General features: G+C 39.6%; 17 protein-coding genes. 7 read left to right on the top strand and 10 right to left on the bottom strand.

Annotated features, from left to right (window positions below; genetic code table 11):
• Nucleotides 1-27 precede the first annotated feature (27 nt).
• From ACZ48W_RS00840 to ACZ48W_RS00830, 3 genes are all read left to right on the top strand, one after another.
• Nucleotides 28-963, top strand: coding sequence for a ribose-phosphate pyrophosphokinase (locus ACZ48W_RS00840; RefSeq protein WP_464828878.1), 936 nt, complete (start codon nucleotides 28-30; stop codon nucleotides 961-963).
• 97 nt (nucleotides 964-1,060) lie between these two features.
• A complete protein-coding gene (gene lepA / locus ACZ48W_RS00835; protein ID WP_464828877.1) occupies nucleotides 1,061-2,872 on the top strand; it encodes a translation elongation factor 4 in 1,812 nt (603 codons plus the stop codon).
• Between the two features lie 6 nt (nucleotides 2,873-2,878).
• On the top strand, nucleotides 2,879-3,325 hold the full coding sequence (locus ACZ48W_RS00830; protein WP_464828876.1) for a hypothetical protein: 447 nt from the start codon (nucleotides 2,879-2,881) through the stop codon (nucleotides 3,323-3,325).
• Between the two features lie 71 nt (nucleotides 3,326-3,396).
• Here the strand turns inward: ACZ48W_RS00830 and ACZ48W_RS00825 are convergent, their stop codons facing one another.
• Together ACZ48W_RS00825 and metG are read right to left on the bottom strand one after the other, a co-directional pair.
• Nucleotides 3,397-4,380, bottom strand: a complete 984-nt coding sequence (locus ACZ48W_RS00825; protein WP_464828875.1) for a hypothetical protein — start codon at nucleotides 4,378-4,380, stop codon at nucleotides 3,397-3,399.
• 2 nt (nucleotides 4,381-4,382) lie between these two features.
• On the bottom strand, nucleotides 4,383-6,350 hold the full coding sequence (metG, locus tag ACZ48W_RS00820) for a methionine--tRNA ligase (RefSeq protein WP_464828874.1): 1,968 nt from the start codon (nucleotides 6,348-6,350) through the stop codon (nucleotides 4,383-4,385).
• A 233-nt stretch (nucleotides 6,351-6,583) separates the two neighbouring features.
• On the opposite strand from metG, the gene ACZ48W_RS00815 reads away from it, so the two are divergent.
• Together ACZ48W_RS00815 and ACZ48W_RS00810 are read left to right on the top strand one after the other, a co-directional pair.
• Entirely contained in the window at nucleotides 6,584-7,009 is a 426-nt protein-coding gene (locus tag ACZ48W_RS00815; protein ID WP_464828873.1) for a hypothetical protein, read from the top strand.
• Between the two features lie 26 nt (nucleotides 7,010-7,035).
• The gene (locus ACZ48W_RS00810; protein ID WP_464828872.1) at nucleotides 7,036-7,281 is read left to right on the top strand and encodes a GIY-YIG nuclease family protein; all 246 of its coding nucleotides are present in this window, start codon (nucleotides 7,036-7,038) and stop codon (nucleotides 7,279-7,281) included.
• Here ACZ48W_RS00810 and ACZ48W_RS00805 read toward each other — a convergent pair.
• The 4 genes from ACZ48W_RS00805 to ACZ48W_RS00790 all read right to left on the bottom strand — a co-directional run bounded on the left by ACZ48W_RS00805 (nucleotide 7,278) and on the right by ACZ48W_RS00790 (nucleotide 9,653).
• On the bottom strand, nucleotides 7,278-7,475 hold the full coding sequence (locus ACZ48W_RS00805; RefSeq protein ID WP_464828871.1) for a hypothetical protein: 198 nt from the start codon (nucleotides 7,473-7,475) through the stop codon (nucleotides 7,278-7,280). The two genes, ACZ48W_RS00810 and ACZ48W_RS00805, sit on opposite strands and share 4 nt — an antisense overlap.
• Nucleotides 7,475-8,326, bottom strand: coding sequence for a class 1 fructose-bisphosphatase (locus ACZ48W_RS00800; RefSeq protein ID WP_464828870.1), 852 nt, complete (start codon nucleotides 8,324-8,326; stop codon nucleotides 7,475-7,477). Before ACZ48W_RS00800 ends, ACZ48W_RS00805 begins: the two co-directional genes overlap by 1 nt.
• Nucleotides 8,327-8,824 (bottom strand): molybdopterin-guanine dinucleotide biosynthesis protein B, encoded by a 498-nt coding sequence (gene mobB, locus ACZ48W_RS00795; protein ID WP_464828869.1) that lies wholly within the window; start codon nucleotides 8,822-8,824, stop codon nucleotides 8,327-8,329.
• Nucleotides 8,825-9,062: 238 nt separating this feature from the next.
• On the bottom strand, nucleotides 9,063-9,653 hold the full coding sequence (locus tag ACZ48W_RS00790) for a hypothetical protein (protein WP_464828868.1): 591 nt from the start codon (nucleotides 9,651-9,653) through the stop codon (nucleotides 9,063-9,065).
• A 128-nt stretch (nucleotides 9,654-9,781) separates the two neighbouring features.
• Here ACZ48W_RS00790 and ACZ48W_RS00785 point away from each other — a divergent pair, with 128 nt between their 5' ends.
• A complete protein-coding gene (locus ACZ48W_RS00785) occupies nucleotides 9,782-10,300 on the top strand; it encodes a hypothetical protein (protein ID WP_464828867.1) in 519 nt (172 codons plus the stop codon).
• A gap of 35 nt (nucleotides 10,301-10,335) precedes the next feature.
• Here the strand turns inward: ACZ48W_RS00785 and ACZ48W_RS00780 are convergent, their stop codons facing one another.
• From ACZ48W_RS00780 to gltX, 3 genes are read right to left on the bottom strand one after another with little or no spacing between them, the layout of a single operon-like run.
• Nucleotides 10,336-11,622 (bottom strand): lytic transglycosylase domain-containing protein, encoded by a 1,287-nt coding sequence (locus tag ACZ48W_RS00780; protein WP_464828866.1) that lies wholly within the window; start codon nucleotides 11,620-11,622, stop codon nucleotides 10,336-10,338.
• A gap of 2 nt (nucleotides 11,623-11,624) precedes the next feature.
• A complete protein-coding gene (locus tag ACZ48W_RS00775) occupies nucleotides 11,625-11,900 on the bottom strand; it encodes a YggT family protein (protein WP_464828865.1) in 276 nt (91 codons plus the stop codon).
• Entirely contained in the window at nucleotides 11,897-13,207 is a 1,311-nt protein-coding gene (gene gltX / locus ACZ48W_RS00770; protein ID WP_464828864.1) for a glutamate--tRNA ligase, read from the bottom strand. The genes ACZ48W_RS00775 and gltX overlap by 4 nt, the downstream gene beginning before the upstream one ends.
• A gap of 240 nt (nucleotides 13,208-13,447) precedes the next feature.
• Here gltX and ACZ48W_RS00765 point away from each other — a divergent pair, with 240 nt between their 5' ends.
• Entirely contained in the window at nucleotides 13,448-14,377 is a 930-nt protein-coding gene (locus ACZ48W_RS00765; RefSeq protein ID WP_464828863.1) for a Fic family protein, read from the top strand.
• Nucleotides 14,378-14,524: 147 nt separating this feature from the next.
• Here ACZ48W_RS00765 and ACZ48W_RS00760 read toward each other — a convergent pair whose 3' ends face one another.
• A complete protein-coding gene (locus ACZ48W_RS00760; RefSeq protein WP_464828862.1) occupies nucleotides 14,525-16,801 on the bottom strand; it encodes a glutamine--tRNA ligase/YqeY domain fusion protein in 2,277 nt (758 codons plus the stop codon).
• Nucleotides 16,802-16,826: the final 25 nt, after the last annotated feature.

Genomic DNA, 16,826 nt, shown 5'->3' with positions numbered 1-16,826 from the left:
AATAAAATATAGAAAGGTACACCTCCCATGAGCGGATATATGATTTTTTCCGGAACATCAAACCCTGAACTTGCTGAAGAGATAGCAACTTACCTCGAAATGCCACTTTCAAAGGCCAATATAAATCGTTTTTCAGATGGTGAGATCTCTGTGCAGATCGCTGAGAGCGTACGTGGTAAAGATGTATTTATTATCCAGCCTACCTCTGCGCCTGCCAATGCAAACTTGATGGAACTACTCATCATGACGGATGCACTTAAACGTTCATCTGCAAACTCTATTACTGCAGTAGTGCCATACTACGGATATGCAAGACAAGACAGAAAAGCGGCTCCCAGAGTGCCTATCACAGCAAAACTTGTAGCAAACCTTATGGAGACAGCAGGTATCACACGTATGGTAACTGTGGACCTTCATGCTTCTCAGATACAAGGTTTCTTTGATATCCCTGTAGATAACCTTTACGGTGCTATCTTATTTATGGATTATATTAGAGCGAAAAACTTCAAAAATCCAGTGATCGCTTCTCCAGATATCGGTGGTGTTGCAAGAGCTAGATACTTTGCAAGTAAATTGGGTCTTGATATGGTTATCGTCGACAAGCGTCGTGAAAGAGCAAATGAATCTGAAGTGATGAATGTTATCGGTGATGTAGCAGGGAAAGATATTATTCTCATTGATGATATGGTAGATACAGCAGGTACGATGGTAAAAGGTGCAGCAGCACTTAAAAAGCTTGGGGCAAACTCGGTAATGGCATGCTGTACACACCCTGTACTCTCCGGTCCGGCATATGAGCGCATCGAAGAGGGTGAACTTGATGAGCTTGTTGTGGCAAATACGATCCCTATGACCAAACAGTCCAGCAAGATAAAGATGCTTTCAACCGCTTCTATGCTTGGTGAAGTCATTAGACGTGTACATAACAATGAGAGTGTGAACTCACTTTTTGAGACAAACTAATATAAAAAAATAGAGATCTTCAAAAAATTTCTTTTTATTTAAGATATGATTTTTTTAATGTTGGATAGAGATATCCATATCAGAACAAGGAATAACATTGGCTAAAGCAGTACCACAAAAAAATATTCGTAATTTTTCCATTATCGCACATATCGACCATGGAAAATCCACCCTTGCAGACCGTATCATACAGGAATGCGGGGCAGTGACGGACAGACAGATGTCAGCACAGGTGATGGATACAATGGATATTGAAAAGGAGCGTGGTATTACCATTAAAGCACAGTCAGTACGTTTGGATTATGTCAAAGACGGGGAACACTACATCCTTAACCTTATAGACACTCCGGGCCATGTGGACTTTTCGTATGAAGTGAGCCGTTCTCTGGCTTCTTCGGACGGTGCACTGCTTATCGTAGATGCAGCGCAAGGGGTTGAAGCTCAAACGATCGCAAACGTATACATTGCTATAGAAAACGATTTGGAATTACTCCCTGTAGTAAACAAGATCGACCTTCCTGCTGCTGATCCGGACAGAGTACTGACAGAACTTGAAGAGGCTATCGGTATCGATGCAACAGAGCATAACCTTGTTTCTGCCAAAACGGGTGAAGGTGTGAAAGAACTTATAGATACTATAGTTGAACGTATTCCAGCACCGACCGGAGATGCAGATGCACCACTCAAAGCACTCATTTATGACAGTTGGTTCGACAACTACTTAGGGGCACTTGCACTGGTACGTGTCTTTGACGGCAGCATAAAAAAGGGCCAGATGCTTAAAGTAATGGGAACGAAAGATGATCATCAAGTCCTTAACCTTATGTACCCGAATCCTATCGCTCCGATTAAGACAGAAGAGATAAGAACAGGGGAAATAGGCATCGTAGTGATGGGGTTAAAGACTGTAGACTCACTTCAGGTAGGGGATACCATTACAGATTCAAAAAATCCTACAGCTAATATGATAGGCGGATTTGAACCTGCCAAACCGTTCGTATTTGCAGGTATTTACCCTATAGAGACAGATAAGTTTGAAGACTTGCGTGATGCACTGAACAAACTCAAGCTCAATGACTCCTCTTTGAGTTTTGAGCCGGAGAGTTCTATGGCACTGGGTTCCGGGTTTAGAACAGGTTTCCTTGGTATGTTGCACATGGAAGTGGTGAAGGAGCGTTTGGAGCGTGAGTTCAACTTGGAACTCATCGCTACTGCTCCTACCGTTGTCTATAAAGTCAAACAGACGAACGGTGAAGAGCTGGAGATACAAAATCCAAGTGAACTCCCGGAACCACAGAAGATAGACACCATTTATGAGCCGTATGTAAAAGCGACTATCCTGACACCACAGGAGTTTGTAGGTAACCTCATTAAGTTGCTTAACGACCGTCGTGGTATCCAGATAAAGATGGATTACTTGAACGAAACGCGTGTACTCATGGAGTATGATATTCCTATGAATGAGATCGTAATGGATTTTTACGACAAGTTGAAGTCTATTACCAAAGGCTATGCGAGTTTTGATTATGAACCCATAGGCTTCAGACCTGGAAAACTGGTTAAACTTGACATCCGTGTTGCCGGAGAAGTGGTCGATTCACTCTCTATCATCGTTCCGGAAGAGAAGGCGCGTACAAGAGGTCTTGCCTTTGTTGCACAGCTTAAAGAGCTTATTCCAAGACAACTTTTTGAAGTGGCTATCCAGGCGAGTATCGGAAATAACGTCATTGCACGTTCCAACGTGAAGTCGATGGGAAAAAATGTGACTGCCAAATGTTACGGTGGTGACATTACACGTAAAAGAAAGCTTTTAGAGAAACAAAAAGCAGGGAAAAAGCGTATGAAGTCCATCGGTAAAGTGGAAGTACCTCAAGAGGCATTTATGGCTGTTCTGAAGTTGGATAGTTAAATGGAGATGGGCTGGGCAATACACCTGCATCTTCTTGCGGCTATCTCATGGATAGGCGGGTCTATTTTTATGTTCGCACTTGGTATAAGTATGCGGGACAAGAAGGCACAAAAAGCGGTTTATCCCCATATAGGTCCTATTTTCGGTTACTTCGAAGTTGTGGCATTAATGTTTCTGCTTGCTACAGGTTCCTACATGATCACAGATTACGGATTAATAGAATTGCTTTTCACAGATTACCATTCAGAAGTAATAGATGCCTTGCGTACAAAACTGTGGATCGTACTGGTACTTCTTATCGTAACAGTGATCCACTTCATTATAGCCCTTAAAACAAATAACAAAGAGCGTACAACTATGCAGAACCTTATATCCCGTGCCTCTTCAATGCTGATCTTCTTTTTAAATCTTTTTGTATTGCATTATGCAATGGTGATACGGGATATACTTTAATTTTTATTACAGGTATTGAATATAAAGAATAAGATGCTGTTTCTTTCCAGGACAAAGCCTGGGAGAATGGTTTAATTAAAGAGGCTATACTCTTCTTTTATCGTATTGAGGATACTTTTATCTGCATTATAGATGAATGCATAGTTAAAGAGGGTATTCTTGAGTATTTCACGTATCTCCTCTTCACTCTCAAACCAGTGGGGACGGTCGATACCAGGTACTTTTGTTTTAGGCGGGGTCAGAACAATACCTTTTACCCAGGTGTTACTGCGTTTGATATATTCTCTTGCTTTGACGATATCACTGATATTGTCCGTAAAAATAGCAACTTTGTCACTTTTGCCGGCATGTGTACTCTTAAGCTGCCAATCAATAAAAACAGGGATGAAATGTTTTGTATATTTGATCCGTTCAACAGAATAAGGCAGTTCTTCATTTTCACAGAAGTCTATAACACGCAGAAGATATTCCAGGTGAAAAGGGATCAGCTCTTTCTCCTGATAGACAAAACCGCCTACTTTAAATGTGGTTTTGAAAAGTGTATCGGATACCGGATAGCCATCTACATCAGTTCTAAGTTTTTTGATATCGGGTTTAATGAGTCTCATCAGTTCCTTGTCTGCTCCGACAAAGAGTGAGTCGTCAGAATTGAGTATCTGCTCAAAGGCTTTACGCCAATCATCCGCAATGAAAGAGATGTTGCTTTTATGCGTAAGTATCATTTTCAGAAAGGTCATCTCATGATTGGACAACAAAAAGAATTTTGCCTCTTTTTTGATAATAACATAACGTATGAGTTTAAAGGCTGCGAGTTGAATGTCAGAGACTTTGATCCATGCGATCTCATCATCTTTTCTGACAATGCTTTCATCATCATATACAATGGCATACGCACCGTTTTCTATGGCTTTGTCTATCTCTTCCTGGTTTGAAGAGAAGAAAAGATCGCCGTGATCCACCTTTGAAGGATAGACAGTAGCTGCTTCGATGGCTTGTACTTTAGGTGTATTGGTGAGTGTTCCCTCAGTGAGGTTCAGGATGTCTTCTATTTTCATATTTAACCTATCGGTGTTCCGGCTGTTTTTGGTTTTTCCGGACGGATCATACAAAGACCGTCAGCATCTTTTGCAGCAAGTAACATACCTTCACTTTTGTAGCCCATGAGTTTAGCAGGCTTGAGGTTTGCTACGACACATACTTGGGTGTTAAGCATGTCATCTGCACTGTACCACTCTTTGATACCGGCAACTACTTGTCTTGGTACCTCTTCACCTACATCCACTTGCAGTAAAAGAAGTTTTTTACTTTTAGGTACTTCTTCTGCTTTCACTACGGTACCTACTTTAAGAGAAGTTTGGAAGAATTGGTCTATGCCGATGAGGGCTATGCCTTCTTCTTTATGAGCTGCTTCTTTTTTGGCTTCCTGCTTTTTCTCTGCCTTTTTTGGTTCTTCTTTTTTATCAACAGGCTCTGCTTGTTCAAGTAAAGGTTCTTCTACACGAGGGAAGAGAGGAGGGATCTTCTCTATGGTAAATGTTTCAAGAAGATTTTTCTCTTTGATGATGTTGTTCCAGCTTGTATTGTCTATGGTAAAGCTGAGTGCATCTGAGATCTTTGTACAGATGTCAGGCATGACAGGGTAGAGCATCACTGCTACTTTTCCAAGTATCGCAGCAATAAGCCCGTTAAGTGCCATTGCTTCTTCCTCTTTACTTTCTTTCATGAGTGTCCAGGGCTGATACTTGTCAATAGATCTGTTGGCTACAGAGAGCGGTCTCCAAAGTTCTTCGAGGTATCTGTGTATCTGCATATCAAAAAGAAGAGGTTCAAGCTTGTCAAGTGAAGCATGTACTTCATCTAGTTCTGCCTGATAGTATTTTGCTACATTCGCAGAATCCACTTTACCTTCAAAGTACTTACCGCTCATTCCTATGAGACGGTTAAGCAGGTTTCCGAGGTCATTCCCTAGATCTGAGTTGATACGGTCAATGAGTGCTTTTTGGCTAAAGTCACCGTCACCGCCGAATGGTACTTCTCTAAGCATGAAATAACGGAAGTTATCCAGTCCATAGGCATCTGCTACTTCTCTCGGGTTGACTACATTCCCTTTGGATTTACTCATCTTTTCGCCGTCACGTGTCCACCAGCCGTGTGCTGCGATGTGTTTAGGCATCGGTAAGCCAATGCTCATAAGGAATGCAGGCCAATAGACAGCGTGGAAACGCAGGATATCTTTACCTATGAGGTGTATACGTGCAGGCCAAAAGTCCATATTGGCTTCATCTGTACCGTAACCAAGTGCAGTGACATAGTTCATAAGGGCATCAAGCCATACATACATTACATGTTTCGGGTCATTGAGATCTTCCGGAAGTTTGACACCCCAGTCGAAACTCGTACGGGTGATGGAAAGATCATCAAGTCCGCTTTCAACAAAACGGATTACTTCATTTCTTTTACTTTTTGGTAAAATGCAGTCCGGATTCTCGTTATACCATGCAAGAAGTTTGTCCTGGTATGCTGAGAGCTTGAAGAAGTAGCTCTCCTCTTCTACAATAGTGGTACTCTTACCACATTCCGGGCAAAACTCATCATCTACCAGTTGTGATGCAGGGAAAAAAGTCTCACATGAGATACAGTAGTGCCCTTTATAGACATCTTTATAGATATCCCCATTGTTATGCATCACGGAAAAGGCTTTTTGAACCCCTTTCATATGGTCTGCATCTGTTGTTCTTATGAATTTGTCATAAGAGATGCCAAAGTCATCCCAAAGATTTTTGAATGTAGCGGAGATCTCATCTGCATACTCCTGAGAGCTTTTTCCTCTGGCTTTTGCTGATTCTTCTATTTTCTGACCGTGTTCGTCGGTTCCGGTGAGAAAGAATGTATCCAACCCACACATACGGGAGTAACGGGCAACAGTATCTGCAATGATGGTTGTATATGCATGACCGATGTGAGCGATGTCGTTCACATAGTAGATAGGGGTTGTGATATAGGCTTTTTTGTGACAAGATGACATATTTGTAGTTCCTTAAACAAATGAGTTTTTGGTTTACTGTAGAGTAAATTTATAAAGATTATTTTAGCCAAAAGATACTGTCAGGAGGGTTATTTCCAATGTTTTTTACTTATGATGATATTCGGAAGGTGGAATATACAGAATGAAGTGTGCTATAATAGAATTCTCTAAATAGTATCAAGTATATATAAAGGTGTATATAAAGTAGTCAAAATATCTGAAGAAGAGGTCTTATGATACCAACATCAAATATTTATTTTTTTTCTGAAAGTAGGGAAGAAAAGAGTAGAAAGACAACTGATCTGTTTACACCTCTTGAAAAAAAGAATATCTGGGATCAGCTCAATGAAAAAAGACTTCTTCGTCAGAAAAATGCTGAAAATCAGAAAAAAAGATTTGAAAAGAAGAAGATATATACCATACAGAATAAAAAATATTACAGGATCCATGATTTCAAATACGCCTATTATCTGGAAGTAGAAAGTTGTAGGAACCTCTCTTATTCGCAGACTGTGATATTGCTTTATACCTATACTTTTGCTACGATGACAGCAAGAAAAGGACTTGCAAAGATAGACAGAGTCACAGAGAGGATAATGATCTCCAATGATGCTTTACGTGTTTACTTTAAACCATACTGTCTGGAAGAAGAGCACTAGCTTGTTCTTGATATAAAGGAGTTCAGTTGTATTTCGTCTATATACTCAAATGTGCTGATGGAACCCTTTATACCGGTATTGCTACAGAACTTGAACGTCGTGTAAAAGAGCATAACGATTCTGATAAAGGGGCAAAATATACACGTATACGAAGGCCTGTCACCCTGGTCTACAGTGAAGAGCATACAGACAGGAGTACTGCTTCCAAAAGGGAGTATGAAATTAAAAAAAAGATGAGTAGGGCAGAGAAATTAAAGCTGATAGAGGGTTAGAACTCAAACCCTCCACCTGCACCTTTACTCATGCTGTCATAGACCGCTTTTATATAGGTATCCCGAAGTGTACAATCGAGTAGTTTTTCACACTTCATGCAACTATCGACACCATGCTGTGCTTGACATGCTTCAAGTTCTGCTTTTTTTTGCTTGAGAGCTATTTGCCATTCGTCAAGTACTGCTTCGGACATTATGCTTTGACCCCATATGCCTTTTTGAGTGCTTCTATTTCATAATTGGAACCAAAGAAACACGGGCTTGTGTCATGTGGATGTGCAGGAACAAGTTCCATGAGTCTCATCCCCTTGCTGTTGACAGCCTGTCCTCCTGCCTGTTCATACATAAAGGCAAAAGGAATGACTTCAAATAGTTGTCTCAGTTTTCCATTTGGTTTGTCTGATGTTCCAGGGTAAGAGAATATCCCACCCCCTTTGAGTAAAATTTGATGTAGATCCGGAACCATACCGCCAGAGTATCTGAGACGGTATCCTTCAGCAAAGAGATCATCTACAAATGTTTTATGGTAGTCGCACCAGTTCTGTTGTGTTCCGCCTGGTGCATTGAGTTTACCTTTTTCATCCAAGGTTACTTCACCGATGAAGTTAAAGAGGTCTTCCTGAGCTCTGTAGTGTAAAGGTTTTCCTTCTTTAGTCGCGATCATCAGTTCAATACGTGGTCCATAGACAACATAGGCAGAAGCTACAAGGTTCTCCCCTTTAAGTTCACCTTCATAGATACCGAAGATAGAACCTACTGAGAGGTTGACATCAGCCAGGCTGGAACCGTCCAATGGATCGTAGCAGATAGTGTATTTTCCTTCATCATGAAGTTCTAAAACCCCTTCCTTCTCTTCACTTACTAAAGCTTTAACAATAGAGATATCCCTAAAAGCCTCTTCTACGATATAGTCACTTTTAACATCGAGTTTGAGCTGCTCTTCACCTGAAGTGTTGGAACTGTTACTGTATCCTAAATCTTCAGTTTTAATGGCATGGTCTATCTTAATGGCAACTTGTTTAATGGTCTCAAAAATGGTTTGCATCTATATCTCCTTGGCGTTATTTGTTATCCACTCTATAATTTGAGTCGTATTGTTTAGATCAAGCAATTGAATGTTGGCGGGGATAGTGTATTTTGTGACATCTATGCTTTTGTCTATAGCGATAGCTTCACTACAGGAGAAGTAACTCTCATCTATCTCATTTCTGAAGATGGCTATACGTGGTAAAGGAAGTGTCTTGAGCCCCTCCACAAGCAAGATATCAAAGTCATTGATCATTGCTATGATGTCATCCAGCGTTTTTTCTCGCTGAGAGAAGTATGTCGTACGTGTGGGAGAAGTGACTACCACTTCTGCACCTGTCTGAGAAAACTTGTAGCTGTCTTTTCCTTCAACATCGAACACGGCTTTGTCTTTAGGATCATTTTTGATGATAGCAACTTTTTGTTCTTTGATAAGTACTTTTGCTACTTTTTCCACAAGTGTGGTCTTCCCGCTGCCTGAAGGGCCTGTAAATGCTACTGCAACTCTTTTGTCCACGCAATAAACCTTTAGTTGATTTGGTTGAATTATACATAAAACTTTATTGAAACTATGTTAAAAAAATTAGATTTAGTAGGTAATTACATACCTCTTGAATAGAATAGTAGAAAGTGTAAAGAATATTAATTGACTGTCAGTATGTCATCTCTCTTGAAGATATATATATTGAGATGATACAAACAAGAAAATACAAAACATGAAGGGATACATATTTTGCCGGTTTGAATGAATTCTACTATGAGTTATTCTTTATTTCCGATGATTTATACGAGTTATTTTCAATGATTTTTTGAACTTGACTATTTGTATAATGTATTTTGGAGTGAGTTCCTATTAGATCATTCCGTATCTGTACAGTTAATACACCTAAAGCTTCATACAGTAAATGTGTATCACCGCTAAAACTCTTATCTTCTGATAGCCGGGAAACTACCTTGATAAAGTTTTGATATTCATTTAAAACATCTACAGATGCAACAATAGCTAATCTATGTGTTGTAAATTGTAAACTGGTAAGTTCTGCTGTCGTAAAGTTGTCTGACAGAGACATTTTTTCTAGAAGGTCAAGTAGTTTTTCATATGTTGTTGCCTTTAGTTCAAGAAATTTGATATTTTGTTCTTTCTCTATCTCAACGGCAGTTTGCTTATTTAAAAGTAAAGCGGTAATAAATATGGTTGCAAGAGTCCCCAGAATTATAAGGACAATTTCTTGAGTAAACGGCGTACTGTCTGTAACTTTGTATGCATATCTTAGATATATATACCCTGATACTATAGTGATAAATGATAATAATAAATATACTATTTGTTTTGATTCTTTATTCAAAGTAAACTCTCCATTTTCATTTTATCCTATCCTCTTTTTTTCACGCATAAACCTTTAGTTAAATTATTTGAATTATACATAAAACTTTATTGAAACTATGTTAAAATCCTAATTATCCCGGAGGACTTATGCGTAATATACTATTGACTATGGGTGCTATGGCACTACTTGCAGGCTGTACCTCTAAAGAAGAAAAAGCACTCATGCAGGCGTATGAGAAACATAAGATCTATTCTAAACAACTTCAAAGAACTGAAAAAATACAACTTTACGACGGTCAGGTCACCAAAGTACTTCTTACGGCAACTTATCTGTATGAACCCAGTTTGGAAAAAGAGGATGAACGTGATGAAACATTTATCGTAGGTGTTTATCTTGAAGAGAATGAAATGCAGGTTTTTGATCAGGAAGGCTTCGCATTGACACTGAACGGAAAGAAACCTGCACATATTCAAAAACTGAAAAAGAGTGACAGGAGATTGGAAAATATCTCTTTTGTGACAGAGTGGAGTCAGTTCTACCTTGTTTCTTTTCCCCATGTTTCAAATAAAAGTTTTAAATTGATCTTTGAAAGTGATCAGTATGGAAAAGGTGAGTTGCACTTTGCAAAAGTGGCAAAATATGTGTTGAGCAAGAAGATCTTTTAGTTAAAAAAAGACTTCCTGGTTATGCTATAGTCTTATTATCTGAACCTGTCTGTCTTTGCCGGGTTCGTCAAACTTTTTATAAAAGGCAGAAGACGTGTTGAAATACCCAGTTTATTGAGGTAAACAACATAGTTTACAAGAACACGTTTTCCATACTCTCTGGCTTGGACATTGCTCATTTTTTCCATACTTAAGTAAGGTTCGAACGCCCCGGTTCTGAAATAATCGGATCTTTTGATAAGTCTTTTTGTAAATCCGATACCTCCATTATATGCATAGGCTACGAAAAGCGGATGGTAAAGATATTTATTCAGGTAGTCAAGATGGAAGTCCGCATATTCTATCGCTTTATGAGGATCAAATATATCATCCAGATCTATCCGTTCACCTTTTTTCTTAGCTATATGCTCAATTAGAAAAGGCATGAACTGCATCATGCCTAGAGCAAAAGAGCGTGAGACAGAAGCAGGTACGAAACGACTTTCCTGTCTTGCAATAGCATAGATAAGGGCTTGACGTTCCTTTGAAAACTTTTTCATAGTATTCCGATAGGGCATAGGGAAATAGGATTTTCTATAGTTGCATGCTTTGGCTTTAAGATAGGTATTCATACCTATGGTTGCCTGAGATTCACAATCTTCTGCAAGATCATTTAGGTCTGCATCGGGAAGATTCATTTTTACTTTCATCTTTGCCCAGTCAATCGGGTCTGTGGCATCTATGCCAAATACACTGTTTTTGCGGACAAATGGCGTAATAATGGTTCGGGGATATTTTTTATGTGCCATATCAGCTGCCAGGAGGGTATACATATTGATATGATAACTTTTTAAAAGCTCTTTAAGATATTTTTTGTCTTTACTCAGAAGATAGAGCCAAAAAAGCGATTTGTCTTTTTCCCATCTTTCCATATATGTTTTATATGCTTTGAAAAAATAATTCTCTGCTTTTTGAAGTTTCTTTTTTTCGACCAGTTTTATAGCAGTTTTAAAATATTTGTTCGCTTCTGCTTTGCGTTTCCAATCGGTTTTATCGAGTACATTAAAAAGAGGAGGTTTAGGTTTCAAATGAGCAATTAGTCCGGTTTTCTTTTTGTATGCTGTACGAAGTTTTTTGTTAAGATGATCAGCCTCTTGAATAATAGACTTCGCTTCTCCGACGGTAGTGGTTCTTTGAGAGAGAAAGCGCCAGATATAGTAGTCTTTTTCAACACTTTGAGGCATTTTATGTATCTCTGAGTAAGTAAATGTTTTAGCCTCAAGTACAGCTGTGTTTAAAGCAAAGCTGGCAATAAGTGTTAAAAACAGGTACTTTATATTCATGCTTACCCTAAAAATATACGCATCATAAAGGTATCAAGGAATTGAAGCCCCAATATAATGACAAGAGGGGAAAGGTCGATACCTGAAAAAACAATAAAAGGTATTTTTTGACGTATAAAGCTGTAGGCAGGTTCTGTAAGCCTGTAAAGGATCTGGACAATAGGATTGCCGGGATCCGGCCTTACAAAGCTTAACAATGCAGAGATAATAACGATCCAAATATAAATATTGATCACTGTATGTAAAAGTTGTACGATAGAATATATTAGTGCATTCATGATGCTACCTCCAATAAATAAGATTTGATAAATGGATAAATGTCACTGAGTTCCGGTCCGTGTTCGACACCTGTAAGCAAAAGTCTAAGCGGTTTAAAGAAGTTCTTGCCTTTCAGTCCGCTCTCTTTCATAATATATGACTTGAACTCATCAAAAGTATCTATCATGGGAGCCTGTTGGATAAGTTTTTCCATTGTACGCATCTGCTCACCCCATTCATTATCAAAATTCTTAGGGCTGAAAACAGGTCTTATCTTGCTTTCCAGTTCATTAATGGTACTTGCTTCTTCCAGGTATATCTTTGCAAGTTTGCCAATATCGGCATCTGCAAAACCGAACAGTGTTGAAAGTTTCTTGTCATCCATCATTTTAAGATGTTCCCTGTTGATGAAACGAAGTTTGTCTATATCAAACTTGGCTGCAGATCTTGAAATATTTTCAAGCTTGAACCACTCTATTGCTTCCGGCAGGGTAAAGATCTCTTTAGGTGCTTTTGTATTCCCTAAAAGTAAAAGATAATTACTGATAGCATCAGGGATAAAGCCCTGTTCAAAAAGCCACTTGACAGAACTGGCATTATCACGTTTACTCATCTTCCTGCCTTCTGAATTGAGGATAATAGGCAAGTGTGCATAAGTGGTTTCTTCTTCATAACCCAGTTGCATTTTGATATGTTTCTGTTTAGGTGTGTTGGAGAGATGGTCTTCCCCCCGGATGATAAAGTTCACACCTGAAAGCATATCATCACAGGCACATGCAAAATTATAGGTAGGAGTACCGTTTGCACGCAAAATAACAAAACTGTCCACTTCATCGGGTGCAGTGACAATATTGCCTTTGATGAGATCATGGTTGATGATATCATGCTTCGGCTTTTTAATACGGATCACAAAAGGTGTACCGCTCTCTTTGAGTTTGGCAAGTTCTTCTTTATTGACATCAAAACATTGACCGCTGTATCGATAAGCGGTTTTCTGTGCTTTTGCATTTTCCCTGTCTGCTTCAAGTTGTTCAGGAGTACAGGTACAGACAAAAGCTTTTCCTTCTTCAAGTAAACGGATTGCAAGTGTCTGATGCATATGAAGATGTTCACTCTGATGAAAAACCTGATCATGGTGAAGGGCAAACTTCTCTAAGATCTGTAGGATCTCTGTATCTTTCCCCTCAATATTGCGTACTTTATCCATATCTTCAATACGAACAATAAAGGGTTCATTCCTTTGCTGTGCAATAAGGTAGTTAAGTATAGCAACACGTAGGCTTTCTATGTACATATCACCGGTAGGTGAGGGGGCAAATCTTAGCATCTGTTTGTTAGACTCCGATAATGGTTAATTAGTATTGATGATATTATAGGATGTTTTACTGAAAGAGGCATAAAACAGAATGAAGTGTCTGAGGCAATGTCCTCGTTCCTATCGAGACGATAGGAACGAGGATATTTACCTTTTTTGATTAAAATTGAATAGTAAAATAGATATTATTCACATTTACTATGCAATTATGCTATACTATGCATAAAATATATGACAATAAAAGGATATAGTATGCAAAATATCAGCTACAAAGAGAAGATCGAAGCACTTATAAAGCACTATAAATTCTCTACCAAACTGGCTGAAGCACTGCATGTGCATCGCATGTCCATCCAAAACTGGCGGGATGACACTACAGGCATCACAAAAGAGAACCGGCTTAATATTGATATGCTTTATGCTATGCATTGTGTGATTCCTGCATTGCAAAAGTCTGAGGTAGATGCCCGTGTCCGGAAGCTTGAACGTGAAGAGTATGCACCGTTTTTGGAGAATGTGGACGTGGTGACAGAAGTAAGCAGGAAAAATGCCTTTGGATCACTGGAAGTGGAGGTGTCTGATACCGATGAAGCACTTTTTTACAGTGTTGTTGAGGGCAGCTTTATCGAAAAAGATATCGAGAAACGAAAGTTTTTGGAGATGAACAATCTTGCATTTTTGACCAAACAGATACTTATAGATACGCAAGAGAAAAAAATAGAGCGTCTCAACAGTGACATCATTAAACAATGGCACTTTGGCTTAATGAACGGCATTAGAGATGATGCAGGCAAATACTCCACGAAGATGCGTATCATTCCCGATACAAAGATTACTTTGACAGCACCCGAAGATATACCTGAAGAGGTAGAGTACTGGGTGGGGAAATACAGTGATGTCAGAAGCATCTATGACATTGCCTATGCCCATGAACATTTTGAGCTTATTCACCCTTTTGGTGACGGTAACGGACGTGTAGGCAGACTTATTATGGCACATCAGTTTTTAAAACTTGGTCTGCTCCCCCCAATGATAGACGGACACAACAAAGCACTATACTATGCCGCACTTGAAAAGGCACAGGTTGAAGGCAATATCATCCCTTTGGTTTATTTCTTGACAGAGGCGGTAGAGCGAATGAAAGAGCAGTTACATGTATTACCGCACCAAGTATATAGTTAAATGTTTGATACTGTAATTATGTTATATATTCATGTAACCTTTTTATTGGTCATCAAGCATTAGTCTGCATTCCCATCGAGACGATGGGAACGAGCTAACAATAAAACACTGCATCATAGGATTTCGAATGCCATTTGGGTTGATCTGCTATTTCAACTTCTCAGCTACAAGCTCATTGACCACTTTCGGATTGGCTTTGCCCCCTGTGGATTTAAGTACCTGTCCGACAAAGAAGCCTAAAAGTTTGGTATTACCCGCCTTGAATTTGGCGACGTTGTCTGGATTTTTTACAATTATTTCATCAATAATAGGTAAAATTTTAGAGGGGTCACTTATCTGTATGAGACCTTTCGCTTCTACTATTTGCTTTGGGTCTTCGCCACTTTGTACCATATCTTCAAAGACTTGTTTGGCAATTTTCGTAGAGATTGTCTCATAATATATCATATAAGAAAGTGAAAGAACTTGGTTAGCTGTGACAGTTAACCTATCCACTTCTTTTTTTAATTCTCTAGCTACATCATTAACTACAAGATTTGCAATAATCTTTAGTAGATTATTTGGCTTGATGTATTCTAACTCAGCAAGTATATTCTCATAAAAATGGGAAAGTTTCTCATCACGTGCTAAAGTATTGGCTACTTCACTGTTCAGTTTAAGCTCACCCGTGTATTTATCAAACAGTGCTTGCTGGGCTTCACTCATAGGTGCAACTTCACCCTCTATCTGTACTTTTTTGGCTTGAGGTTTACGTTCACCCCTGGGTGCTCTTCCCGGTGCTTTTTTCTTTTTGCCCCAAGAGTCTTTAAGACTGACGATTTTATTGAACACAGGGTTTTCATCTGTATAATCAACAGGGTCAGCATAAAAATACCCCTGTCTTTCAAACTGGAATCTCTCATCAGGTCTTTCAGTGATCACCGCAGGTTCAATCAGGGCATTTTTGATGACTTTCAGAGAGTCCGGATTGAGATCATCCAAGCCCTCCGGAAATTCATTTTTAAACAATCTGTCATAGAGTCTTACTTCAACTTTCACGGCACTCTTTGCATCTACCCACTGGATCGCACTTTTGACCTTTATACCGCTGGTGTCCTGTCCGCTTTTGGAATCTGGGTGATACGCTGCTTTTATCTCTATGATATTGCCATGAGCATCTTTGATAACCTCTTTGCAGGTGATGATATAAGCATGCTTCAACCTTACGGGTTGCTCTGGTGTAAGACGGTAATACCCTTTTGGAGGATCCTCCGTAAAGTCATCACGTTCAATATAGATCTCACTGGAAAAAGGCAGCTTTCTTGAGCCCTCTTTAGGCACATCATGCGGGTAGTATGAAGCATCGAGTGCTTCACTGCCCTCATAGTTCTCGATGGTTACTTTGAGTGGATCAAGGACACACATGACACGCGGGACTTTGGTATTGAGATCATCTCTGATACAAAACTCAAGCTGTGCGACATCCACTGTTGAGTTTGTCTTGGCAATACCGATCTGATCGCAAAAGTTCAGGATGGACTCAGGGGTATAACCCCGTCTTCTGTATCCGGCAATAGTCGGCAGACGGGGATCATCCCACCCATTAACGTATCCACCCTCAACCAGTTCCAAAAGCTTTCTTTTACTCATAACCGTATAGTTGATGGCAAGCCTTGCAAACTCATGCTGGTAAGGGCGTGGCGGTTCAAGCTCCAGCGTATCCAAAACCCAGTCATAAATAGCACGGTTGTTCTCAAATTCAAGTGTACAGAGTGAGTGTGTAATACCTTCGATATAGTCAGACAAACAATGCCCAAAGTCATACATCGGGTAGATGGACCATTCATTCCCTGTCCTATGATGCTTTGCATGCCTGATACGATAGAGAAGCGGGTCGCGCATCTGCATATTGGCTGCACTCATATCTATACGTGCTCTAAGGACGTGTTCACCGTCTTTGAACTCACCCTTTTTCATTCTTTCAAAAAGGTCAAGGTTCTCTTCTATGGAACGCTCGGCGTACTTGCTTCGTTTTCCTGCTTCTGTGACCGTACCGCGATACTCACGTATCTCCTCTTCATTCAGGCTATCGACGTATGCCTTGCCCATCTTGATAAGACGGATTGCGTAATCATACAGTTTGGGGAAATAATCGGAAGTGAAACGCACACTGTCATCCCACTCAAAACCAAGCCAATGTACAGCATCTTTGAGAGCCTCGACGTATTTGGTCTCTTCTGTGGTTGGGTTGGTATCATCCATTCTAAGGTTGCAACGTCCCTGATAGTCACGTGCGATACCGAAATTGATAGCGATAGATTTAGCATGTCCAATGTGTGGAAAACCGTTAGGCTCCGGAGGAAACCTTGTATGAACCTCTTGATACTTGCCTGACTTCAAGTCCTCTTCCACTATAGTACGTAAAAAATCTTTGCTCTCTCTCATTGTTCTTAAACCTTTTGAAACTCTT

This window comes from Sulfurovum aggregans, from assembly GCF_055385215.1.
The sequence above is the reverse complement of the archived record's forward strand: the minus strand, read 5'-3'. Positions and strand labels throughout refer to the sequence as shown.